This is a genomic window from Cytophaga aurantiaca DSM 3654 (assembly GCF_000379725.1).
GTDB classification, from domain to species: domain Bacteria; phylum Bacteroidota; class Bacteroidia; order Cytophagales; family Cytophagaceae; genus Cytophaga; species Cytophaga aurantiaca.
On the sequence record NZ_KB903624.1, the window covers coordinates 98,982 to 121,138 of the forward strand.

At 36.5% G+C, this 22,157-nt stretch carries 25 protein-coding genes and 1 tRNA gene; 11 read left to right on the plus strand and 15 right to left on the minus strand.

All coding sequences use genetic code 11. The annotated features are described in order from the left end of the window. Positions 1 to 278: 278 nt before the first annotated feature. From A3EE_RS0104675 to A3EE_RS0104720, 10 genes are all read right to left on the minus strand, one after another. On the minus strand, positions 279 to 680 hold the full coding sequence (locus A3EE_RS0104675; protein ID WP_018342282.1) for a hypothetical protein: 402 nt from the start codon (positions 678 to 680) through the stop codon (positions 279 to 281). Positions 681 to 695: 15 nt separating this feature from the next. After that, positions 696 to 1,130, minus strand: a complete 435-nt coding sequence (locus A3EE_RS21175) for a hypothetical protein (RefSeq protein ID WP_018342283.1) — start codon at positions 1,128 to 1,130, stop codon at positions 696 to 698. Positions 1,131 to 1,148: 18 nt separating this feature from the next. Further along, a complete protein-coding gene (locus A3EE_RS0104685) occupies positions 1,149 to 1,817 on the minus strand; it encodes a hypothetical protein (protein WP_018342284.1) in 669 nt (222 codons plus the stop codon). A gap of 53 nt (positions 1,818 to 1,870) precedes the next feature. Then, complete coding sequence (locus tag A3EE_RS0104690; RefSeq protein ID WP_018342285.1) at positions 1,871 to 2,554, minus strand: hypothetical protein; 684 nt, start codon at positions 2,552 to 2,554, stop codon at positions 1,871 to 1,873. A gap of 86 nt (positions 2,555 to 2,640) precedes the next feature. Further along, the gene (murI, locus tag A3EE_RS0104695; protein WP_018342286.1) at positions 2,641 to 3,450 is read right to left on the minus strand and encodes a glutamate racemase; all 810 of its coding nucleotides are present in this window, start codon (positions 3,448 to 3,450) and stop codon (positions 2,641 to 2,643) included. After that, positions 3,447 to 4,013: an aminoacyl-tRNA hydrolase gene (pth, locus tag A3EE_RS0104700; protein WP_018342287.1), complete on the minus strand. Its 567-nt coding sequence runs from the start codon at positions 4,011 to 4,013 to the stop codon at positions 3,447 to 3,449. The genes murI and pth overlap by 4 nt, the downstream gene beginning before the upstream one ends. Before the next feature lie 259 nt (positions 4,014 to 4,272). Then, on the minus strand, positions 4,273 to 4,848 hold the full coding sequence (locus A3EE_RS0104705) for a 50S ribosomal protein L25/general stress protein Ctc (RefSeq protein ID WP_018342288.1): 576 nt from the start codon (positions 4,846 to 4,848) through the stop codon (positions 4,273 to 4,275). 21 nt (positions 4,849 to 4,869) lie between these two features. Next, on the minus strand, positions 4,870 to 5,796 hold the full coding sequence (locus tag A3EE_RS0104710) for a ribose-phosphate pyrophosphokinase (RefSeq protein WP_018342289.1): 927 nt from the start codon (positions 5,794 to 5,796) through the stop codon (positions 4,870 to 4,872). Between the two features lie 70 nt (positions 5,797 to 5,866). Beyond that, a tRNA-Gln gene (locus A3EE_RS0104715) sits at positions 5,867 to 5,939 on the minus strand. A gap of 554 nt (positions 5,940 to 6,493) precedes the next feature. Further along, positions 6,494 to 7,369 carry an SDR family oxidoreductase gene (locus tag A3EE_RS0104720; protein ID WP_018342290.1) on the minus strand — a complete coding sequence of 292 codons (876 nt, stop codon included), beginning with the start codon at positions 7,367 to 7,369 and terminating at the stop codon, positions 6,494 to 6,496. Positions 7,370 to 7,500: 131 nt separating this feature from the next. Between A3EE_RS0104720 and A3EE_RS0104725 the strand changes: the two genes are divergently transcribed. The 4 genes from A3EE_RS0104725 (at position 7,501) to A3EE_RS0104740 (ending at position 11,555) form a co-directional block, all read left to right on the plus strand. Further along, positions 7,501 to 8,469 carry an OmpA family protein gene (locus tag A3EE_RS0104725; RefSeq protein WP_342661991.1) on the plus strand — a complete coding sequence of 323 codons (969 nt, stop codon included), beginning with the start codon at positions 7,501 to 7,503 and terminating at the stop codon, positions 8,467 to 8,469. Between the two features lie 193 nt (positions 8,470 to 8,662). After that, the gene (locus A3EE_RS0104730) at positions 8,663 to 9,133 is read left to right on the plus strand and encodes a DUF937 domain-containing protein (protein ID WP_018342292.1); all 471 of its coding nucleotides are present in this window, start codon (positions 8,663 to 8,665) and stop codon (positions 9,131 to 9,133) included. Positions 9,134 to 9,240: 107 nt separating this feature from the next. Next, positions 9,241 to 10,020, plus strand: a complete 780-nt coding sequence (locus A3EE_RS0104735) for a VTT domain-containing protein (RefSeq protein WP_018342293.1) — start codon at positions 9,241 to 9,243, stop codon at positions 10,018 to 10,020. Between the two features lie 59 nt (positions 10,021 to 10,079). Further along, positions 10,080 to 11,555 (plus strand): DUF5723 family protein, encoded by a 1,476-nt coding sequence (locus tag A3EE_RS0104740; RefSeq protein ID WP_018342294.1) that lies wholly within the window; start codon positions 10,080 to 10,082, stop codon positions 11,553 to 11,555. A 159-nt stretch (positions 11,556 to 11,714) separates the two neighbouring features. Here the strand turns inward: A3EE_RS0104740 and A3EE_RS0104745 are convergent, their stop codons facing one another. The 4 genes from A3EE_RS0104745 to A3EE_RS0104760 all read right to left on the minus strand — a co-directional run bounded on the left by A3EE_RS0104745 (position 11,715) and on the right by A3EE_RS0104760 (position 15,671). Further along, positions 11,715 to 12,032, minus strand: coding sequence for a rhodanese-like domain-containing protein (locus tag A3EE_RS0104745; protein ID WP_018342295.1), 318 nt, complete (start codon positions 12,030 to 12,032; stop codon positions 11,715 to 11,717). 91 nt (positions 12,033 to 12,123) lie between these two features. After that, positions 12,124 to 12,747, minus strand: a complete 624-nt coding sequence (locus A3EE_RS0104750) for a precorrin-2 dehydrogenase/sirohydrochlorin ferrochelatase family protein (RefSeq protein ID WP_051081600.1) — start codon at positions 12,745 to 12,747, stop codon at positions 12,124 to 12,126. 7 nt (positions 12,748 to 12,754) lie between these two features. Continuing rightward, a complete protein-coding gene (gene cobA, locus A3EE_RS0104755) occupies positions 12,755 to 13,525 on the minus strand; it encodes a uroporphyrinogen-III C-methyltransferase (RefSeq protein WP_018342297.1) in 771 nt (256 codons plus the stop codon). A gap of 1 nt (position 13,526) precedes the next feature. Beyond that, entirely contained in the window at positions 13,527 to 15,671 is a 2,145-nt protein-coding gene (locus tag A3EE_RS0104760) for a nitrite reductase (protein WP_018342298.1), read from the minus strand. Between the two features lie 330 nt (positions 15,672 to 16,001). On the opposite strand from A3EE_RS0104760, the gene A3EE_RS0104765 reads away from it, so the two are divergent. From A3EE_RS0104765 to A3EE_RS0104785, 5 genes are all read left to right on the plus strand, one after another. After that, a complete protein-coding gene (locus tag A3EE_RS0104765) occupies positions 16,002 to 16,415 on the plus strand; it encodes an OsmC family protein (RefSeq protein ID WP_018342299.1) in 414 nt (137 codons plus the stop codon). A gap of 64 nt (positions 16,416 to 16,479) precedes the next feature. Beyond that, positions 16,480 to 17,655 (plus strand): trans-sulfuration enzyme family protein, encoded by a 1,176-nt coding sequence (locus A3EE_RS0104770; RefSeq protein ID WP_018342300.1) that lies wholly within the window; start codon positions 16,480 to 16,482, stop codon positions 17,653 to 17,655. A 17-nt stretch (positions 17,656 to 17,672) separates the two neighbouring features. Further along, complete coding sequence (locus tag A3EE_RS0104775) at positions 17,673 to 18,506, plus strand: ion transporter (protein WP_018342301.1); 834 nt, start codon at positions 17,673 to 17,675, stop codon at positions 18,504 to 18,506. Next, the gene (locus tag A3EE_RS0104780; protein ID WP_018342302.1) at positions 18,499 to 19,023 is read left to right on the plus strand and encodes a DUF4199 family protein; all 525 of its coding nucleotides are present in this window, start codon (positions 18,499 to 18,501) and stop codon (positions 19,021 to 19,023) included. Before A3EE_RS0104775 ends, A3EE_RS0104780 begins: the two co-directional genes overlap by 8 nt. A 13-nt stretch (positions 19,024 to 19,036) precedes the next feature. After that, positions 19,037 to 19,771: a DUF4197 domain-containing protein gene (locus tag A3EE_RS0104785; protein ID WP_033417563.1), complete on the plus strand. Its 735-nt coding sequence runs from the start codon at positions 19,037 to 19,039 to the stop codon at positions 19,769 to 19,771. Positions 19,772 to 19,807: 36 nt separating this feature from the next. Here the strand turns inward: A3EE_RS0104785 and A3EE_RS0104790 are convergent, their stop codons facing one another. Further along, positions 19,808 to 20,443 (minus strand): MarR family winged helix-turn-helix transcriptional regulator, encoded by a 636-nt coding sequence (locus tag A3EE_RS0104790; RefSeq protein ID WP_018342304.1) that lies wholly within the window; start codon positions 20,441 to 20,443, stop codon positions 19,808 to 19,810. Positions 20,444 to 20,531: 88 nt separating this feature from the next. Here A3EE_RS0104790 and A3EE_RS0104795 point away from each other — a divergent pair, with 88 nt between their 5' ends. Both A3EE_RS0104795 and A3EE_RS0104800 read left to right on the plus strand, forming a co-directional pair. Continuing rightward, entirely contained in the window at positions 20,532 to 21,224 is a 693-nt protein-coding gene (locus A3EE_RS0104795) for an ABC transporter ATP-binding protein (RefSeq protein WP_018342305.1), read from the plus strand. Continuing rightward, positions 21,221 to 22,153 (plus strand): HlyD family secretion protein, encoded by a 933-nt coding sequence (locus A3EE_RS0104800; protein ID WP_018342306.1) that lies wholly within the window; start codon positions 21,221 to 21,223, stop codon positions 22,151 to 22,153. The genes A3EE_RS0104795 and A3EE_RS0104800 overlap by 4 nt, the downstream gene beginning before the upstream one ends. Positions 22,154 to 22,157 lie beyond the last annotated feature (4 nt).

Below are 22,157 nucleotides of genomic sequence, written 5' to 3' on the forward strand. Positions count from 1 at the left end.
AATGTGGTTTAGGCTTAAGGCAGCAGGCTTAATCTGCTTGGGGCGATGCCTATTCTTAGACTTTATGTCTTGGGGCGATGCCCCAAGTTATGATATGTCAGACTTTCAGTCTGATTGTTTTTTCATAGATGACTGTGTCTTAAAATCAAGAAAAATGATGGTTAGAGAAACGATATCCCAGCGGGATAAAATATCTGTAGAAAAACCATACCCTTAAAAATTAACGCGCAGCTCAGAAGGAGCGGCTTCAAAGACTGGGATAAACTAACGGCAAATCTTTATGCCTTTATTTTTAAGGGTATCCGAGTTACCGTTTTCTTTCTATTTTCATCCCAAACAATTCTCTTAGATTTTAAAACTTTCCCATCCCAATTAGTCATTGATTTTATTGATTTTTGAAAATACAAAACAGAAAGTTTATGATTCTCAAAAACTTTTTTTTTTGTACGAATGATCGTACCATTATGAGGGTGTGAAATAAAACGAGTTGATTTTGTATTTGTTTTTTTATAATAAATCAACGCGCCTTTTTCATCAAATTTCCTTTCAATACTGGTTTTTCCGATGAGCTTGTTTTTAATTCTTATTGTTCCGCAGCTAACAGCAGCAAATGCGACAAATAATAGAAGAATAAATATTCCGAAAGTGAAATTTAAATCCTTGTTGCTTTTTGTAGTCATATAAATGAATACACTTCAACTATCCAAAGTAACCTTAATCGTCTCCGCATCTAATTTCTGAAGTGTTGGTTCGTGATATACCGCCCGATAAGCAGAACTTAGAATTTCTTCTTTTAAATAAAAATGAAACGGTAACTCTTTATCTGCTACTTTTGATTTCAATAAATTTTCATGGAGTTCATTCAAACTATTTAAGGGATTCAATTCAATATAAATTGAAATTACTTTCGTCCAGAAGATGGTTAATGTTTCATGATAACCGGAACGATCGGTGTTTTCTGTACCATGAAATTTGTTTAACAAAATGACCCCGGATTTCAATCTGCAAATCGCATCATTAAATTCATAGTTATCTGCATACCATAATGCAACCGTTAAGTGTGCATGATGCGTCCACTCGGATTTAGGTAACGTTTGATTATTAAATTTTTCGATGAATGAGTAAAACATATCTGTACTGTAATTTCATTATTCCCATTGAATTAAAATTTTAGTACTCATCCTGTAATCATCTGAATAAATTTTACACAATACAGGATACATACCATTATTGTTGGGCAATGTGTTTAAGTCAATATTTAAGTCATATGAGTTCACTACACGGTAACAAATTATTTCATCAAATAGATTTTGAAATACTACTATATATCTGCCTGAGGTAGGTTTAGGGTCGCGCCACTTAAGTGTAATTTCATTTCCTACATTTAATATTTTTTCACCCCCATTTTCTATATTTGAAAAAGCTATGTTGCCTCGTGAATAATGAGTATCCTGCGTAGCTCCTCTTTCAAGGTGTAAAGTCCCCTTAAATAAAAGATCATTAATCCCCTTGGGATAAATTGAATTCACTATTATTTTAACACTATCATAATCAGAATATATATTCTTATATACTTGATAACAGGAGTCTATATTATATTTTCCTGCTGTAAGTTGAAAACCCCACCCTGATATATTTCTCAAATATAAATTACCACCTTGGTATATATAGACAGAACTATGAACACTAAGTGTATCATTGTCTTTTATATCCTTTCCATTTCTATTAAAAGCATATTTTGCGTTTTCTACTCTAAGATGCTGCGCAAAAGAGTTTATTATAAAAATAAAAAAGAAAATTACCGTTAAAAATCTCATAAGTAAAGGTTCATTGTACAAACTACTCTAGTAATATCAAACAAATACGTATCTTATTGTTTTAGCTGGATTGCAATTCTTGAGCTCTTTCTACCATCCTCTGAATAGACAATCACTGTAAGAGTTGATGCTATATACGTTCGACCAGGAAATTCATTTATATTAATTTGAAAACTATTTCCATTACATATACGATAGCCAATTACATCATCAAACATATTTTGAAATTCAATAATATATTTTCCTGATTTTTTTTGAGGATCGCGCCAGTAAATAGTTATTGTATCTGAAGATGTTCTTATTAAATCACTACCATTTGTATGTAAAAAAGCTATATTTCCGTTTTCATAATTCACATCCTGACGATTACCACTTGCACTAGACATCATTGTGCATCCGGAGCGCCGAAATTCTCCATTTAGTCCATCTGGAAAAATGGTATCTATAATTGCTTTAACACTATCGTAGTCTTGGTATATATTCTTGTATACGTAATAACAGGAGTCTAAATCATAGGTACCTTTATTAAGATAAAAACCCCAGCCTGTATTATTGATTAAATGCAATTCACCATCCTGCTTGACGACAACTGTGTTGCGAATAGACAATGTATCGCCATCTTTTAATGATCTTCCATTTTTAATAGAAGCATACTTAGTATAGCCTACAACTCTTACTTGTTGAGAATAAGCATGTGTTATAAAAAATATAAAGAAAATAACTGACAGAAATCTCATAGTAAAAAATTCTATTCGTTTGGAATTTGTCTTTTGTTATTTGGAATTTAAAAACAAAACATAAACTAAAGTACTAAATCGAAACTCTACTCCCACAACGGATAGCGCTCCAGCTGCACTTCCTGTCTGAAGAACAGACGTGTAGACTCCGCAAACGACTGTGTATAATCCGACACATAAAATTTATGCTGCACTTCTAAATCCGTATTCAATAAGTTGTTTTCAGACAAATAATCTTTCACTGCTTCGGCAACAATATCCGAGCTGTCGATCACATTCACACTTCCTTTGTATAAGTTATTAATCTGATCTTTTATTAATGGATAATGCGTACAACCTAAGATTAACGACTCAATTCCGTCTAAAGATTTATCCTGCAAATAATTCAAAATAATGCTTTCAGAAATGGCATTGTTAAAATACCCTTCTTCGATCATAGGCGCCAATAAAGGCGTAGCAAGGGCTTTCAAGGTAATCTCTTTATTCAGTTTGTCAATTTTACGTTGATATACATTTGAGCTTACGGTTTTTTTTGTACCAATCAATCCAACTTTTTTCTTTGGATAGTTTGCACCAACATAACGTACGATCGGATCAATCACATTGATCACTTTTGCTTTGCTGCCAACATATTCTTTTACCAATTGGTATGCCGCAGACGACGCTGAGTTACAAGCGATCAGGATCACTTTGCAATTATGCTGCAACAGCATATCTGTAATTTTCACTGAGTAGGATTGTAATGCAGCAGTTGATTTATCTCCGTATGGAAAGTGCGCCGTATCTCCGAAGTAAATAATATTTTCGTTTGGCAATACTTGTGTTACTGCATAGGCAACAGTTAAGCCACCGATGCCACTATCAAAAATTCCGATGGGTCTTTGTGCGTCTGTCATTTCTTTGTATTTACGGTATTCATGGCACGTTCAACGCCGATGGTTGCGAAACCGATCACGGCATCCTTTGCTCTTTTAAGTACGTCCGGCATTCCTTTTTGTTCTTCTGCAGCAAAAGGTGCAAGTACATAATCTACCTGTTGTCCTTTTGCAAACTCACTGCCAACACCCATACGCAAACGTGTATAGCTTGCAGAACTTAATGTATTTTCAATATGTGATAAGCCATTATGTCCGCCACTTGAGCCTTTCATACGCATACGTAATGTTCCGAAAGGCAGCGCAAGATCATCGGTAATCACCAATATATTTTCAATAGAAATTTTTTCTTCCTGCATCCAGTATTGAACTGCTTTACCACTCAGATTCATATAGGTAGTTGGCTTTACCAAAATCAAGGTGCGGCCTTTTACTTTCACTTCAGCAATATGTGCATGACGTTTCAATTCAAATGCTGCACCTTTTTCTTCCGCCAATGAATCCAGCACCATAAACCCAATGTTGTGGCGCGTTTCATGATATTCAGAACCAATATTTCCCAATCCAACAATCAGGTATTTCATATGTAACTAGTAAGAACTGCTGTTATTTATAACGTAAATGTACAAAAAAGTAGATGAGATGCAGGTGAGGAAATTCCAAATAACAAAAAACAAATTCCAAACGACTAGAAATAGATTGAACAATATAAACTACAACAAACATTTAATCAGACAAACGAAAAAATCCTATTATCCCTTATTTAATCCTGGCAATCGTGTTAAAAAAAGAAAGGCTGTACTTTTCAGCACAGCCTTCTTCAATATGAACAGGGAAACTAAATTATTTTTTAGCAGCTGCTTCTTCTTGTTTCAACGATCTTGGAATCGTAACTGTGCAAACAGGAATAGACTTAGCATTTAAAATAGTGTAGTTATTTGTTTTGATATCACCTACTTTAACTGACTTAGCCAATTCAAGTTTAGAAATATCAGCATAAATAACATCCGGAAGGTTCTTAGGGAACGCTTTAACTTGTAATGTAGCTACTTTCTGAACCAATTTACCCCCTTTGATAACACCAGGAGAAGTACCTTCAAATTTAACCGGGATATTCATTTTCACTTCTTTCTTCTCATCTAATAATAAGAAGTCAACGTGAAGTAACATTTCATTGATCGGGTGGAATTGTACTTCTTGTACAACACACTGATATTGTTTGCCTTCTAAATTCAACAATACTGTACAAGCAACGCCTGTGTAAATAATATCGCGGAACAAAAACATTGGTACGTGGAAATGTAATTGTGATTCGCCACCATAAAGCACACATGGTACGTTAGAATCCAGACGAAGGTCTTTTGATCCTTTTTTACCGAGATTTGCTCTGCTATACCCTATAATCTCTACTTGTTTCATAATTGTTTTGTTTTATATGTATTAAAGAAATAATGAACTAACCGATGCGTCGTTCTGGATCTGATAGATTGCTTTTGCAAACAAGTCAGCTACCGTAAGGACTTTAATTTTTGATGTTTCCTTGCGAAGAGGAATGGTATCTGTAACCAACATTTCTGTCAATACAGAATTTTCAATGTTCTCATATGCAGAACCGGAAAGAATCGGGTGTGTACAGATTGCACGCACACTCTTCGCCCCTTTATTCATGATCACTTCAGCAGCACGAGTTATGGTACCACCTGTATCGATCAAGTCATCTACCAAGATTACATCTGCACCTTCAACATTACCGATCAATTGCATAGAAGCAATTTCATTGGCACGTTCACGGTGCTTATCACACACAACGAATTCAGCTTTCAAATGCTTAGCAAATTCACGTGCACGTTTTACGCCACCTACATCCGGTGAAGCAATAATTAATTTATCTGACTGAATACTTCTTAAGTACGGAATAAAAATTGCCGCACCATCCAAGTGATCCACTGGAAAATCGAAGAAACCTTGTATCTGACCTGCGTGCAAATCGCATGTCATCAAACGGTCAACACCTGCAGCAGAAAGTAAGTTAGCAACCAATTTAGCCGCAATCGGCACTCTTGGTTTGTCTTTACGATCCTGACGTGCATACCCAAAATAAGGGATAATTGCTGCTACTTCTGCTGCTGAAGCTCTGCGAGCTGCATCAACCATAAGCATCAATTCCATTAAATTATCTGCATTCGGGAACGTAGATTGGATGATATACACATCTTTTCCACGAACTGACTCATCGAAACTAACATAAATTTCACCATCGCTAAAACGTTTGATCGTTCTTTGGCCTAGTGGTTCTCCGTACGAAGCAGCGATTTTTTCTGCTAAGTAGTGTGAGTTCGTTCCTGCAAATAATTTTAGGGATGACATACCTTTTTAGGTTTGGTATAAAACTAAAACGATTTAACCCCATTCATTAGGATTAAATCGTCTTTTGTTGTTGTCCGACTAGGTTTCGAACCTAGACTCTCCTGAACCAAAATCAGGCGTGTTGCCAGTTACACCATCGGACAATCTGAAAGATAAATAAGTGCTTATTCGTCGTTTCGGAGTGCAAATATAAGGGAAAACTCATTTTTAGCAAAGTCTAATTGCATCTTTTTTTCCTTTTTAGAGAAATTTGGGTAAAAAGATGTACACAATAGGATTCAAGATCCTTGTAATAAGGAGTTTCAGTTTAAAATGCATGGATTAGATATTTCAAAGATAAAATCAATAAGCTTATTTAAGCCATCAAGAGAGTTGGCAAACATGGCCCAATAGAACTTTTAATCCCGTAGGGATGAAATATCTGTAGCAAAGAAATGGATAAATAGAAAATCGTACGAGTCCCATCGGGACGGAATATTTATAGTTATTCGTCGCTCCTAGACGGAGCTCCGTGCGTAAAGATTTATAGGTTAGTTATTTTCTACAGATATGTTACTCCTAACGGAGTAATTACGAAGATCGATAAAGTTGGTGTTGAATTTATAGAATCGTTATTACCTCTTTTATACAAATGATTTTTTAGCGAAACTCAAACAAGTCGTCGGGCCACTAAAACTGTGCAAATAGAAACCATCCTTTACTTTCCCCTAATCGTGCGCTCAATTTCAGCCCACTCTTCTTTTGTTACCACATCCAGACCATTAAACTCTCCCGCACCTTTCAACCATTCTCCTCCATCTATGGTCACAATTTCGCCGGTCATATAAGCAGAATATTCTGAAAGCAGATACGAAGCCAGATTCGCTAATTCTTCATGTTTACCAAAACGTTTTAATGGAATGCGATTTTCGGGTTCAAACAATTCTGCGATCTGCCCCGGGAACAATCTGCTCCAGGCTCCTTCTGTTGGAAACGGTCCTGGTGCAATCGCATTAAATCGAATATTGTATTTTGCCCATTCAACAGCCAGTGATTTTGTTAATGCAATGACACCTGCTTTTGCACAGGCAGATGGCACCACATAGCCAGAACCAGTAGTGGCATATGTTGTCACAATACTTAAAACCGTTGCTGGTATTTTATTATCGATCCAGTATTTACCAAATGTCAGCACACAATTGTATGTACCTTTCAATACAATATCAACCACCACATCAAATGCCTTTGGTGATAAATGCTCGGTTGGACTCACAAAATTACCAGCCGCATTATTTAACAAACCATCTACTCTTCCAAAACGCTCTACAGATTTTTGAAGTAATTCTTCTACTTGACGATAGTCGCGTACATCGCAGGCTACGGGCAATACTTCACCACCAGTTAATTGCTCCAGTTCTTTTGCAGTTGCTTCCAACACATCTAATTTTCTGCTGGTGATAACTATTTTAGCACCCAGCTGCAACAGCATCTGTGCCATGCTTTTACCTAGCCCTGTGCCCCCGCCGGTTACTACGATTACTTTATTTTTAAATGCTTCTGCCTGAAGCATAGGTTTGAATACATTTAATTCCATAGTGTATAAAAGTTAATAGTCAAAATATCTTTGGCCAGAATAATAAATATGTATTTTTACATATATACCGTAAAGTAAATATAACAAACGCTATTCAAGTTCTTTTGTTCACCAACAATTTAAATATGTACATGAAAAAAACCGGTTTAATCCATCTTATTATTGGCATTTCATTGAGTATTGGCTTTCTTTTAAGTTCTTCCTGTATTGTTTCTAAAAAGAAATATGACGCGTTAAGCAAACGTACTTCAGCACTGGAAGCAGACAAGGCAGCATGTGAAGAAAATTTCAAAAATTTAGTGATCGAACAGGCTGCATTAAAAAAACGATACGATAGTTTACTTGCCGTAAGCAATGAATTATTAAAAGATACAACAGACCTTGGTGCAGCACTTCGCAAAACGCAGGCAAATTATGAAGCACTGAATGCTACGTATGATCGTTTATTATCTACACACAACAAGATCATAAACTACAATGCTGCGGAATTGGAAAAGCTGAACAAAAGTTTAGCGAAACGTGAATTGGAAGTTGGTAAACTACAAGCCGATTTAACAGAACGCGAACGTAGAGTTAAAGAATTAGAAAAAGTAATTGCAGATAAAGACCGCGCTGTAGAAGAACTTCGCAACAAAGTCGTTTCTGCTTTATTAAACTACAAGGATAAAGATCTGACCATTCAAGTAAAAGATGGTAAAGTATATGTATCCTTAGCTGAACAATTGTTATTCAAATCAGGCTCTACAGAAGTGGATCCAAAAGGTATTGAAGCGTTAAAAAAATTAGCTGCTGTTTTAAAAGAACAAAAAGACATTACCATTATGGTTGAAGGTCATACCGATGATGTGCCGATTTCAAAAGGTACAAATGGTATGAAAGACAACTGGGATCTGAGTGTATTGCGTGCAACATCCATCACGCGTATCTTAACAGGTGCAGGTGTTGATCCGATCCATGTTGTGCCTGCAGGTCATGGCGAATTCATGCCGGTTGCTCAGGGGAAAACAGCTGAAGCAAGAAGCCAAAACAGACGTACAGAAATTATTCTTAGTCCGAACCTGAATGAATTGTACAAATTGTTAGACGCGACGAAACAATAAATCAATTATCCGTCACATAAATGTGACGGCAATGAAAGCTGAGCCTATGTTAATTTAAAGTATTGTCGCGCTTCATTGCCGTTGTGCTTTAGCCAACGGTTAGGATGATTTACGAAATACTTTAAACGACTTCACAACAGTTCAAAAAATCAAATTCATAATTTATCATTCATAACTCCTAATTAACAAACATATGTTAGATCAACTTATTCAAACAGCACAACAACACCTGGGCCCACAATTGCAGCAAATTGGCGTTAAGCCTGAACAGTTAGGAAGCGTTTTCAACGTTGCTCAGGATACTGTTACAGATGGTTTAAAAAGCGAAGCTACTAGTGGAGGATTGGATTCTGTAATGAGCCTATTCAATGGCAACGGAGGAAATTTACAATCGAATTCGATCGTATCTTCTTTGTCTAACAATTTCGTTTCATCGTTAGCAAGTAAATTGGGTATGGACCAATCTATGGCAACTAAAGTTTCAGGAGTTGTAATACCATTCATTATGGAAAAATTCTCCGGTTCAGAAACAGGATCTGCTTCTTCTCCAACAGACTTAATTTCTAAATTGGGCTTTGGTGATATTACAAGTTCATTAGGTGGTCTACTTGGCGGCAGTGATAAAGGCGGCGATCTATTAGGCGGCTTAGGAAAATTATTCTAATTAATAATTATATAATCTAATTTAAAGTCTGAATGGGTAACTATTCAGACTTTTTTATTTCATAGGTGATGAATTCATTGTTATATTTGATCTTCTAAGTGTGTGATATGAGTAAATTCAAAATTATTATAGATCGGTTAACTGTTCAGATTAAAATTGCTTTAACAGAACTAAATAATGAAATCGTCAAACTAAAAGTATTCTGGGCCAACAGTACGTCAAAGGCCAAGATGTCCATGATTTTTTTACTGGGCATGTACATTCTTCCAATTATCTCAAACTTTATACTTGCAGCATTATTTGCCGTAAATATTGACAGCATAAAAGGTTTGGACCAAACAACACTGATTTATATAGGCATATTGGTATTTTGTACATCTACCTTTTCAATCATTTCTACTACATTGTTGTCCATTGCCTGTGGGTATTTATTCGGGTGGTCATGTTTCCCCATACTATTGGCAATGTTTACGGTAAGTTCATTAGTGGGTTATTATCTGGCAAATCTATTTGATCAGCAAACAATCATGAGCTGGATAGGAGCAAATGAAGTAGCATATCAATTTATCGAAAAATTAAAAAAGCGCTTAAACTTCATGGTTTTCGTAATGCGTGTAACTCCTATTCTTCCTTTCACGGTTACCAACGTACTTTGTTCCTATTTATCTGTACCGTTAAAAAATTATTTAGGAATGAGCTTTATAGGCATAGGCGCAAGACTAGCTATAGCTGTTTACACAGGAACTCAAATCAATTCTTTTGTTACCATGGAAGATGACCCGATCTATAAATATCAAAAATATGCCCTATGGATTGGCTCATTCTTATTATTCGGAATATTGTATTATCTGGTAATGAAAGAAAAGGATAAAGCCCTGAATGCATAACAATTGATCCATATTGATTAAATTAGAACCGAGACAATTTAAATAACTACAATCCCTCTATGAAAAAACTTTTACTTATACTCTCTTTGCTTTCTGCAAGTAACTACACAGTATTCGGACAGGCTGAAGGCAGTGTTGTTTCTGCAACAGCTCGTGCAGGTGTTGCCACAACTTTTGTAACGGATTATCAAAGTATCGGTATCAACCCGGCCAATCTTGGATTGCGTTCAAAATACGAAACCAAACACATAACATTTGGCTTCCTGGAAATGAATGCTTCTGCGTTCGCAAAAGGTGTTACCAAACAGCAAATGAACGATTACATTTTCAGTGGTGATACCTTATCTCCGGCAGGTCAAACAAATGCTGCCAATCTATTTGCAAACAACAACATTTCTGCCAATATAGATATAATGGTATTGGGTATTGCTTTTCAATACGATAAATTAGGAGGCCTTGCTTTCAGTGTAAACGATGTCATGCGCGGCAATGGTAACCTTTCACAAAACTTTACAAGTTTTGCTTTTTCAGGTGCTTTATCAACACAGTACTTTGATCAGTTGAGAACCAATAATGGGACTACGGTAGCAAACGATCCGAATCAATATGCTTACTATAATTCACCTGCAGGTGGAAATGGAATTGATGCAGGTCTTTCTACCGCTGGTGTATCACTGGGTCAGGTATTTAAAGGTACCAATGTAAAGGCGCATTATTACAGAACATTTAATGCAGCATATGGTAGAGAAGTATACAGAAACGATGTATTTAATGTAAGTGCCGGTGTTGGCTTAAAATATGTAATGGGATATTATTACATGGATATACAATCTAAAGATGGTGTATTACAAGGTAATGTTGCTGATAACCCAACATTCTCATCGCTTTCAACCAACTTCAATATTCCTGATAAAGATAATGGCGGAAACTTCATCAATCCGGTAGGACAAGGATTTGGATTTGATATCGGTGCAACAGCTGAAATTTATGAAAAACTAAAAGTCGGTATTTCATTGGTGAATGTTGGCGGTATTAAATACACTAAAAATACGTATGAAGTAAAAGATACAACGATCAATGAATTAAAATTCGATCAATCTACCGCAGATGCCTTCAACCAAACCGTTTACTGGAAAGAAGGACAATCCTTTACTGCTAAATTACCAACTACATTACGTTTCGGTGCTAGTATAGCTCTATTGGAAAAAAGACTTGAAGTGGGTGGTGATATTATTGTTCCCTTAAACAAAGCTGCCGGCAATATCAACACTGCAATGTTTGCTGTAGGTGGTGACTTTTATTTAAAGAGATGGATCAAATTATCTTCCGGTGCATCTATCGGAGGTAATTATGCAAACACGTTAGATGGCTATTCTACCCACGTGTGTGTACCATTCGGTTTCACACTTATCGCCGGAGAAAATGGCGGTTGGGAAGTTGGTGTGTCTACAAGAGATATTATCAGTTTAATTGATGCCAACGGAAAAAGCCCGCTATACTCAGCTGGTCTTTGCATGTTCAGATTCAGAGTTTAACTAGTTACTAGTTTCCAGTTGCTAGACAACGGAATGTTCTAGTAGACAATTTATAAAAGCAAAATCCCGATAGAAATTCTTTCTATCGGGATTTTGCTTTTATACTCTTTTAGCGTTTATATGCTTTTAGAATTCAGCGTTAGGCCTTCGGCCTTATTATTACATTACATCCAGATCTTCATCGATCTCATCTCTCCAGGCAAGAATACCACCTGCAAGATTATATAGATTTTCATAACCAAAATTGCTTTCTAAAAACATAATCGCATTTGCGCTACGTTTACCGCTTTTGCAATGAATGATTACTTGTTTATCTTTTGAAATTTTATCAACGTTTTGAGGAATCGTACCAAGCGGAATCAATTCACCACCGATCTGAGCAGATTCGAATTCAGCAGGCTCACGCACATCTATTAATTGTATATCTGCACCTGAATCCAACAATGTTTTAAGCTCACTTACACTTATCTCTTTCATAATGATCTTTTCTTGTTATGACCAAAGTTACCTATTTCTTTATGTATTTGGAATGAAGTAAATATTATTTTTTCATCTATCAGATGCACTGTTACTTAGGTTCATCTTTCATGGCTTTCGTAATCTCATCCATCTTTTTTACTTTATATTCAAAATCACCCTTTAATTTATTCCGTATTTCATTTAACTGCTGCAGGATCGCATCAATGCTATCGGGTAAAACATCCTCAAGCAATTCACGCATACGTTTTGCAAATGTTGGTGACTGTCCGTTTGTAGAGATAGCAATTTTCAACGCGCCTTTTTGGACAATGGAACCCAGATAAAAATCACACAACTCCGGTGTATCTGCAACATTGATAAGAATCCCTTTTTGTTTTGCATCAATTTGTACTTGTGCATTCAACATGTGTATACAGGTTGCTGCTATTATAAGATCTGCGTCTTCTATATCATGCGGTGCATATGCTTTGTGTATCAGCTTCAAACCGGGATGTTTCTCTGTCCAGTCTGCAATGGTCTGACTGATCTCCGGCGCCACAACTTTAATAGATGCAGCCGGACTATTTTTCAAAATAGCACCAACTTTTTCAGTGCCTACAGCACCGCCACCAATTACAACAATGTGTAACTTATCCATTCTAAAAAAAACAGGAAAGAGTTCATTCTCTTTCCCGCTTTGATTTTTTACTTCTATGTGGTTTGATACATCCATAGGAATATTACTTCTTGTTTGTTGTATCGTTGATCTCTTTTATTTTATCGATTACATATTCCGGATGCAAGCGAACTACTTCTCCGATCACAATAACTGCAGGCGATGAGATACCAGATTTTGCAACAATATCTACAATTGTAGCTGCCGTGCCTAGTACATACTGCTCATCCGGCATGGTACCATTGTGAATGATTGCAACTGGTAAACCAGCTTTTCCTTCATCAATAAAAAGCTGAATAATTTCTTTAAGCTTGGTCATACCCATCAATACAACAACGGTTGCGTTTGATTTCGCTGCAATTTGTATATCTGCTGAAAGCTGGTGATCGCGTGTCGTTCCTGTTAGTACCCAAAAGCTATCGTTCACACCGCGGCGTGTCAATGGGATTCTCTGTAATTCTGGTACTGCAATGCTACTGGAGATACCGGGAATTACTTCTGTAGGAATATTAAACGATTCAACATAAACCAATTCTTCATGTCCTCTTCCAAAGATAAACGGATCGCCTCCTTTTAAACGCACTACATGTCCATGCTTTAACGCATGTTCAACTAACAATGCATTTATTTCGTCTTGTGGAAACTGGCAAACACCTTTCTTTTTCCCAACAAAAACCTGTATGGCTTTAATCGGCGCAAAGCTTAAAATTTCTTCGTGTATCAATGCATCATACAACACTACATCTGCTGATGACAAGGCTCTCATTCCTTTTAACGTGATCAATTCAGGATCACCCGGGCCCGCACCAACCAATGTTACTTTAGGATGTTGCATGTTATACCGTTACTAAAGCTGCAGCTCTGTATGTTTTTATTTGTTGAACAAATTTTTCAGTATCTGCAATGTACTTCTCTGCAAATTCTTTTGTAGGCTCCTGTTCACTCATGCTCAATACCTGAGCAGCAAATGAACCACCGTTTACAATTGAAAATTTATTTGTACTTACTAAATGCTTATCAAAATCATTGATCATTGCAATCTGTGTATTACATGCAATACCTTCACCTGTTAAGATTGCTTTAGCACCACACACATACGTTGCATAAGCTGCATATATTGCATCTGCTGGTGTAGCATTCTGCTGTAAACGCTTAGACCATTTTAATTTCTCTTCAGTATCTAAAATCAATGTACCAACAAGATCAATCATTACACCGGCACACTCACCAACACCCACTTCGGTCACATATTTTTCATCGTGACCTAAATCAATGTAATCGATGTCCTGTAATGTTTCCAGATCAGCCAATGGTTTTAATAACTTATAGAAATACATTTTTTCCGCAGCTACTTGTCTTCTGTAGTAATCGTTAAAATATTCTCCTTCAGTAGAATTTGTTTCGTAATCCGTTAAGATATCACGTACTGCATCCACACAACGTCTGGATGGAAGTTTAAGAATTTTATCCGCAATGGTACCTGTACCATCCGGTTCTAATCCACCGCCCAACATGACCTGCATCGCAGGCAATACATTAGCGCCATTTTTAATCGACATACCATGGAAACCAATGTTTCCGATTGTATGCTGACCGCAGGCGTTCATGCAGCCACTGATTTTTATTTTAATATTTTTATTGAATACGGTATCCGGAAATTCTTCCAATAACATTTTTTCAATTTCAACAGAAAGTCCTGTACTGCTTGAAATACCAAGGTTACACGTATCTGTACCCGGACAAGCTGTAATATCAGCCATACTATCAAAACCTGGTTCAGCCAAACCGATTTCATTTAATTCATTAAACAAACCGGGTAATGCTTCTTTCTTTACAAACTTCAACAACCAACCTTGGTTCACTGTAATACGAACATCATCCGATGCATATTTTTTCACGATTGCAGCAAACGCGCGGGCTTTATCACTTGCTAAATCACCCAAGTGTTGTTTTAACTGAACACCAAAATATCCTTTTTGTTTTTGCTCAAATACATTGGCTTTAACAAAACGTTCGAACTTCACCACATCAACCGGCGTTGCTTCTGTGAATGATGTTACAGCAGGAAGAATGATTTCATCTACCAGATTACGATCAATAACAACCGATTTATCTTTGATAGCGATACGTTCTTTTGCAACGTGTGCCATGAATGCTTCTACCCCAATACCATTCACTAAATATTTCAAGCGCGCCTTGTGACGTTTAGAACGTTCTCCAAAACGGTCAAACACACGGATCACCGCAGTAGAGAATGGGATCAACTGATCTTCTTCAAGGAATTCATGTACATTGTGTGCCACGAAAGGCTGTGCACCCAAACCACCTGCTAATAAAACTTTAAAGCCTCTTACTTCTTTGCCATTGATCGTTTTTACACGCGGAATAAAGCCCAGATCGTGAATGAAACCAAAGGCAGTATCTTCTTCTGATGTAGAAAAAGAAATTTTGAATTTACGACCCATATCCTGACAGATTGGGTTACGTAAAAAATATTCAAACATGCTATGCGCATACGGAGAAACATCAAATGGTTCTTTAGGATCTACACCGGCTGTATACGAAGCAGTAATGTTACGAACCGCGTTACCACATGCTTCACGCAACGTTACTCCAACTTCTTCAAGCTCGTTCCACACTAGCGGAGAATTTTCCAATTTCACATAATGCAATTGAATATCCTGACGTGTAGTTAAGTGTAAATTGCTTGAACCGTAACGATCTGAAATATCTGCAATGCGGATTATTTGATCCGCAGTAACTTTACCGTAAGGTAATTTTATACGAATCATCTGAACACCTTCCTGACGTTGGCCATATACACCACGTGTCAAACGGAAAGAACGGAATTTTTCTGAATCAATCGTATTATCACGAAACCCTTTAATTTTCGTACTCAATTCTACAATATCTGCTTGCGCCGCTGCAGAGACTTGAGGTGCAAAATTAAAACCTGCTGTTTCCTGTGTGTTATTACTCATATGTATGTATTGAAATTGCTTGATATAAGACTATATGTACTCCTGAAAAGGAAAGTAACAGATGAATAGTTCAAATTTAATAAATATTTTACAAAAATAGATATTATCAAAATTTTATTTTAATTTTGTGGTATCACAACCAGTTAAATAGAATAATATTCTGTTTAATATCAAATAAGCAAATAAACGAATATCAAGTAATACCGATCAAAAAACTATATTCGGCTTATTTAAGAATTACTAGAATAAAATTGGGAATTCGATACAAAATACCCGTTTTGTTCACATTCAAAAACATAAAAGTATACATTTTATAACTCATCTTATACAATGGAAATTGAATTAAATCTACTAAACAAAGCATACCATTTCGAAGCGAAAAACGAAGCGGGAAATGCAATATCAATTGACGCCTCTCCTTCTATAGGTGGCGAGAATCATGGCCCGCGCCCGATGGAATTATTGATCATGGGCCTTGGTGGCTGCAGCGGTATTGACGTATTAAGTATCTTACGCAAACAGAAAGTTGAACCAGAAGCGTTCCGCATTAAACTACATGCAGAACGTGAAAAAGATGCTGTACCTTCTTTGTTTACAGACATCGTTGTTGAATTTATTTTCAAAGGCGATGTTGATCCGGGTAAGGCTGAACGTGCCGTGAAGCTTTCTATGGACAAGTATTGCTCCGTAGCGAAGACACTTGAAAAGTCTGCAACTATTACGTATAAAATCACAATGGAATAACAACGTTGATTGAATACCGATCAGCATAATACATTTAGAATATCATCTGAAACATCTTATTGAAATGGAATATACAAACTTCGAAACCTTAGCCATTCGTACACAAACAGAAAGAAGTCAGAACAGAGAACATTCAGCTCCGATCTACATGACTTCAAGTTTTGTTTTTGATGATGCCGAACAAGCACGCGCTATGTTTGCTGATGAGGTAGGCGGAAATTTGTATACCCGATTTTCAAATCCGAATAATTCAGAATTCATTGAAAAAATGTGTTTGATGGAAGGCGCTGAAGATGGCTTCGCTACTGCTTCGGGAATGTCTGCTGTATTTTCAAGTATGGCTCCATTCTTAAATTGCGGCGATCATATTTTATTATGCAAATCTGTTTTCGGATCAAGCTTACAGATCGTTACACAAATATTTCCAAAGTGGGGAATTGAATATACCTTCGCTCCTATTGATAAACCGGAGACCTGGGAAAGTTTGATCAAACCAAATACAAAAATGGTTATGATCGAAACGCCGTCTAATCCGGCATTGGATCTAATCGATTTAGAATGGCTTTCAGCATTGTGTAAAAAACATTCAATTTTATTGAATGTAGATAATTGCTTTGCAACACCTTACTTACAGAACCCAATAAAATTAGGCGCTGACATTGTAACACATTCTGCTACAAAATTTATTGACGGACAAGGCCGTGCTATCGGTGGTATCATCTTAGCATCAAAAGAATTGATCCAGCAAGTACGTTTCTTCTGCAGACACACAGGCCCTGCTTTATCTCCTTTCAATTCGTGGATATTTTCAAAGAGTTTAGAAACTCTTGCTGTTCGCATGGACAGACATTGTGAAAATGCATTGAAGTTGGCAACATTCTTAGAGCAGCATCCAGATGTTGAACTGGTAAAATATCCATATCTTCCAAGCCATCCGCAATATGAACTTGCTAAAAGACAGATGCGTGCAGGTGGCGGTATCGTTACGTTTATAATCAAAGGTGGTGTAGAGAGAGGCAGACGCTTCTTAGATGCAACAATAATGGCTTCACATTCAGCGAACTTAGGTGATACAAGAACGATTGTTACACACCCTGCTTCTACTACACATTCTAAATTAACGGATGAAGACAGAGCTTCTGTTGGTATATTGCCGGGTTCTATTCGTATATCTGTTGGCTTAGAACATTCAGACGATATTATTGCAGAAATTAAACAAGCGCTGGAAAAATCAAAATAATATCCTTAATTTGGAGAATGGCTGCTATAAAAAATACTGTTTTTACCATTCTCGAAAAAGACCCAAAAAAAAACGAACTAGGTTGGTTAACACACATCATTAACTACCTGATTGTTGCGTTGGTTTTTTGTAATGTTGTAGCTGTTGTTATTCAAACAGAAAAAGACATTGCAATTAAATACAATGAATACTTTTCTATATTAGAGATTATCTCCGTTTCATTTTTCACAATTGAATATTTTCTAAGACTATGGGTTTGTAATTTGCACAAACCATTTAGCCAGCCATTCTGGGGAAGAATAAAATACATGCTTACACCTATGGCCATTATAGATTTGTTGGCAATTCTTCCGTACTACCTGCTAATACTTACGCCTATTGATTTTCGTTTTATAAGTATCCTTCGATTCTTCAGAGTATTGCGAATTTTCAAACTAAGAAGATACTCGCATGCAGTTAACACCCTTTGGCGCGTGATTGTAGATAAGAAAGAAGAATTAATAATCAATTTTGTAACGATACTTGTACTGCTTGTCATATCCTCATGCTTGATGTATTACATCGAACATGATTCACAGCCTCAGTTATTCTCCAGTATCCCTTCAACAATGTGGTGGAGCGTATCTACCTTAACAACGGTGGGCTATGGCGATATGGTACCGATTACACCATTTGGAAAATTATTATCAGCTTGTATTGCGATGCTGGGCATCGCCATGTTTGCATTGCCTGCAGCCCTGCTCTCTTCAGGCTTTACCGAACATATTAAAAACCAACGCAGAAGACAACATATCCATACTTGTCCGCATTGCCAACAACAAATTCACGGAAACGATTTATTTAATGATTAAGAAAGCCCCGATCATCAGCTTACTATGTGCCACCATTTATGTGATCGCATTAAAAATTATTACTGCTACCGGCTTAACAATGGTGCAGCTTCCCTTATTACCTGCTTTTGTATCTGTATCCATTGTTGCCATTCCCTTGTACATTGGAATGGTACATGTTCGAAAATATCACTATGAAAATTCAATAAATTTCTCACAAACATTTTATACAGCTGTTGTCATTTCAATAGGCACTGCATTTTTTGTTTTTGGTATTTTATGCCTCTTAGAAATGAGTAACATTTTAATACCCGATCTGATTGCAGACAACCAACACACGGCAGAAGCGTATATAAAAAATTATAAACCAAGTGCAGAAGAAATTGCTGAAATAAATCAAAACACAAAAAACAGCATGGCTCCCTATGCATTTGCTAAAGTGCATTTCATAATTGTATTACTTTTATCCGCATTCAGCGGAACCATATTATCTTTATTCGTTCGGAATAAAGACACCTTTAATGAAATCAATAAATAACCGTACCAGAACTATGAACAAAATCGTATTTGCAATTATCCTCTTCGCAGCGAGTATTACACTATCGTGCGGACAAAAAATCGGAGGTGTTAAGATCCCTAAAACTATACCGAAAGTAACCACAAAAACTCCTGTCCCGCTATCAGAAGATGAGATAGCAAAGGGCTTGAAAGAAGCCTTAACAAAGGGCGCTAAAATGGCAGCAGATTCTTTAAATAAAAAAGATGGCTTCTATGGAAATCCATTAGTTAAAATTCCTTTTCCACCTGAATTGGCTAAAATGGAATCAACGCTAAGAAGCATAGGTCTGGGCAAAGAAGTTGATAAATTTATTTTATCGATGAACCGCTCTGCTGAAAATGCAGCAATCGAAGCAGCACCAATCTTTACAAACGCAATCACAAATATGAAAATCGCTGATGCAAAAGCAATCTTAAAAGGTGCTGACACTTCTGCTACTTCCTATTTGAGAAAAGCTACATACGATTCGTTGTACAGCACATTTACACCACACATTAAAAAAGCATTGGATAACAATCTTGTTGCTTCACAATGGACATACCTGGCAACTTCATACAACAAACTGCCAACAACACATACAAAAGTAAACACAGACATTGTAGCATTCACTACAGGAAAAGCGTTAAAAGGATTGTTTGTTAAAGTTGCTGAAGAAGAAAAGAAAATCAGACACGATGCAAGTGCACGTACAAGTGATCTATTGAAAAAAGTATTTGGTTCGAATTAAGAACAAATTCTATTTATAAGCAAAAGGCTATCGAAATTATTTTTCGATAGCCTTTATTATTTTCTGCAATTCATCTAACGATGCATCACGCTGGGTATGATATAAATTGGTATGTATCGCATCCAACTTCGTAAGCATGTGTGCCAGTTGTACAGATTCGTCATCTGTTAATGGACCGAAAATAACAGAGCCGATCTGTCCCATATACGGATAACATTTTTCAAGCATCGCTTTCCCTTTCGCTGTAGTTAAAATGGTTGTAGCACGCTTATCTTCGGGATTTTCTTTTTCTTTTACCAAACCCAATTGAATGAGTCGTTTGATAATTTCTATACCGGTTGTATACTCCGTTATGTGGGCATCAATCAATTGCTTTTTTGTTAATGGGCCTAGTTCCGTTAGATTTCGTAAAAAAACAAAGTCTTCCAGCGTTTTCAATTCCAACTCCACTAAATTTTTCTTAGAATAAAAAATAGCCATTTTAGAGAGCCTGTTCAATGCTTTACCTAATACTTTCCCTTTGGGATTTTCTTTCGTAAACTTTATTATAGGTTGCTTCTCTTCCTTTATACCCAATAAGTACGATCTGCAAAAATCCTGTATCTCAGCTTTCGGATTTTCCTTTTCAAAAGCGTGCCACAGGTTTACCAATTCCACTATTTTATCTGACATAATACAAATTTACTATGTTTTAGTTATATTTTAAAATATTTTATAATGTTTTTGTTGTTTATTAAATAACATCATTTAAATTTGAACCATGGTAATTGCAGAATTAAAAAATGCTTCGAAAGAATATCAGATGGGAGACCAGACCATAACGGCCCTCCAGACGACTAATTTCAAAGTAAATGATGGAGAACTACTCCTGATTATAGGCCCTTCCGGATCCGGCAAGACAACATTGTTATCTTTAATTGGCTGCGTGATCTATCCAAGTAAAGGCGAACTTACGGTAGACAATGAGAATGTAAATGGAATGAATCAAAGTCAGATGGCTAAGCTGAGATTGAACACTATTGGTTTTGTATTTCAGAATTTCAATCTCATTGCTCCTTTAAATGCATTCGATAATGTTATACTTCCTTTACAGTTGCAAGGTATTTCTTCCGGTGAAGCAAAAGAACGTACAGAAAAAGCATTGGAGAAAGTAGGTATGCTGGACCGAAAAAAAAATCTCCCGAAACAATTATCCGGAGGACAGCAGCAACGCATCGCTATTGCACGAGCATTGGTAACGAATCCTAAAATTATTTTATGTGACGAACCAACTGCATCCTTAGATAAAGATTCGGTTAGCATAGTTATGAAGGAATTAAGATCACTAGCCGAAAATGGAAAAGCGGTTGTAGTGGTTACGCACGATCCACGCTTAAAAGAATATGCGCACAGAATTGTTGAAGTAAAAAACGGAACTGTTACAGAATTAACTGATTTAAATCAAAACTTATGATACATAAAATTACATTTATTGGATTTGCATTCCTCCTATTTTCCTGCGGATCAGATAAAAAAGAAACAATACAATTAAATAACATTGATTCCATCACGATTAAAGAAGTAGTAGGTATTGCAAACATTGAACCTTTGCAACGCATATTAACACTTACGCCAGAAGCAAGCGGCATCGTCAAAAAGATCAACGTCGAGATCAATCAGTCTGTTAAGAAAGGCGATATTCTTTATGTACTAGATAACACAACGGAACTAGCTCAATTACACCAGGCTCAATCCAAACTTGCCACTCAAAGGGCTGTGATTGAAAAAAACGAAGCTGCATTAAAAACAGCACAGAACAATGTGAACAATGCCAAAGTAAATTTCGATCGTTCTCAAAATTTATTCAACTCGAATGCGATTACAAAAAAACAATTCGAAGATGAACAATTGAATAATGAAACAAAGAAGCTGCAGCTTGAATCTGCTAAAACAGATTTACAGCAATCTCAAAAACGTTTGGCAGAATTAACATCTGATGTAGAATATTATCAAACCATACTTGATAAAAAAACAATCAAAGCACCTCTGAACGGAAAAATACTTTCAATCGATATCAAGCTAGGTGCAACAGTAACAACGAGTACCAACTTGTCTGATTTCGCTCCGGAAGGCCCGGTAATGGCTATTACAGAGATTGACGAATTGTTTGCAGATCAAATAAAAATCGGGCAACCTGCGTATGTGCGTGCACAAGGCGATACGGTTGTATTGGCTAAGGGTAAAGTTATTTTAGCTGCTCCTTATCTTAGAAAAAAATCGTTGTTCTCTGATAAAGCAGATAACCTGGAAGACAGACGCGTGCGTGAAGTACGTGTACAATTAGACAGTACAGAAACATTACTTATTGGAAGCAGAGTTGAATGCATCATTGAACTAAAATAATATT

Coding starts and splice junctions, on each gene's coding strand:
- A3EE_RS0104675 (WP_018342282.1), bottom strand. CDS start 680: ATGACTACAAAAAGCAACAAGGATTTAAATTTCACTTTCGGAATATTT.
- A3EE_RS21175 (WP_018342283.1), bottom strand. CDS start 1,130: ATGTTTTACTCATTCATCGAAAAATTTAATAATCAAACGTTACCTAAA.
- A3EE_RS0104685 (WP_018342284.1), bottom strand. CDS start 1,817: ATGAGATTTTTAACGGTAATTTTCTTTTTTATTTTTATAATAAACTCT.
- A3EE_RS0104690 (WP_018342285.1), bottom strand. CDS start 2,554: ATGAGATTTCTGTCAGTTATTTTCTTTATATTTTTTATAACACATGCT.
- murI (WP_018342286.1), bottom strand. CDS start 3,450: ATGACAGACGCACAAAGACCCATCGGAATTTTTGATAGTGGCATCGGT.
- pth (WP_018342287.1), bottom strand. CDS start 4,013: ATGAAATACCTGATTGTTGGATTGGGAAATATTGGTTCTGAATATCAT.
- A3EE_RS0104705 (WP_018342288.1), bottom strand. CDS start 4,848: ATGAAACAAGTAGAGATTATAGGGTATAGCAGAGCAAATCTCGGTAAA.
- A3EE_RS0104710 (WP_018342289.1), bottom strand. CDS start 5,796: ATGTCATCCCTAAAATTATTTGCAGGAACGAACTCACACTACTTAGCA.
- A3EE_RS0104720 (WP_018342290.1), bottom strand. CDS start 7,369: ATGGAATTAAATGTATTCAAACCTATGCTTCAGGCAGAAGCATTTAAA.
- A3EE_RS0104725 (WP_342661991.1), top strand. CDS start 7,501: ATGAAAAAAACCGGTTTAATCCATCTTATTATTGGCATTTCATTGAGT.
- A3EE_RS0104730 (WP_018342292.1), top strand. CDS start 8,663: ATGTTAGATCAACTTATTCAAACAGCACAACAACACCTGGGCCCACAA.
- A3EE_RS0104735 (WP_018342293.1), top strand. CDS start 9,241: ATGAGTAAATTCAAAATTATTATAGATCGGTTAACTGTTCAGATTAAA.
- A3EE_RS0104740 (WP_018342294.1), top strand. CDS start 10,080: ATGAAAAAACTTTTACTTATACTCTCTTTGCTTTCTGCAAGTAACTAC.
- A3EE_RS0104745 (WP_018342295.1), bottom strand. CDS start 12,032: ATGAAAGAGATAAGTGTAAGTGAGCTTAAAACATTGTTGGATTCAGGT.
- A3EE_RS0104750 (WP_051081600.1), bottom strand. CDS start 12,747: ATGGATGTATCAAACCACATAGAAGTAAAAAATCAAAGCGGGAAAGAG.
- cobA (WP_018342297.1), bottom strand. CDS start 13,525: ATGCAACATCCTAAAGTAACATTGGTTGGTGCGGGCCCGGGTGATCCT.
- A3EE_RS0104760 (WP_018342298.1), bottom strand. CDS start 15,671: ATGAGTAATAACACACAGGAAACAGCAGGTTTTAATTTTGCACCTCAA.
- A3EE_RS0104765 (WP_018342299.1), top strand. CDS start 16,002: ATGGAAATTGAATTAAATCTACTAAACAAAGCATACCATTTCGAAGCG.
- A3EE_RS0104770 (WP_018342300.1), top strand. CDS start 16,480: ATGGAATATACAAACTTCGAAACCTTAGCCATTCGTACACAAACAGAA.
- A3EE_RS0104775 (WP_018342301.1), top strand. CDS start 17,673: ATGGCTGCTATAAAAAATACTGTTTTTACCATTCTCGAAAAAGACCCA.
- A3EE_RS0104780 (WP_018342302.1), top strand. CDS start 18,499: ATGATTAAGAAAGCCCCGATCATCAGCTTACTATGTGCCACCATTTAT.
- A3EE_RS0104785 (WP_033417563.1), top strand. CDS start 19,037: ATGAACAAAATCGTATTTGCAATTATCCTCTTCGCAGCGAGTATTACA.
- A3EE_RS0104790 (WP_018342304.1), bottom strand. CDS start 20,443: ATGTCAGATAAAATAGTGGAATTGGTAAACCTGTGGCACGCTTTTGAA.
- A3EE_RS0104795 (WP_018342305.1), top strand. CDS start 20,532: ATGGTAATTGCAGAATTAAAAAATGCTTCGAAAGAATATCAGATGGGA.
- A3EE_RS0104800 (WP_018342306.1), top strand. CDS start 21,221: ATGATACATAAAATTACATTTATTGGATTTGCATTCCTCCTATTTTCC.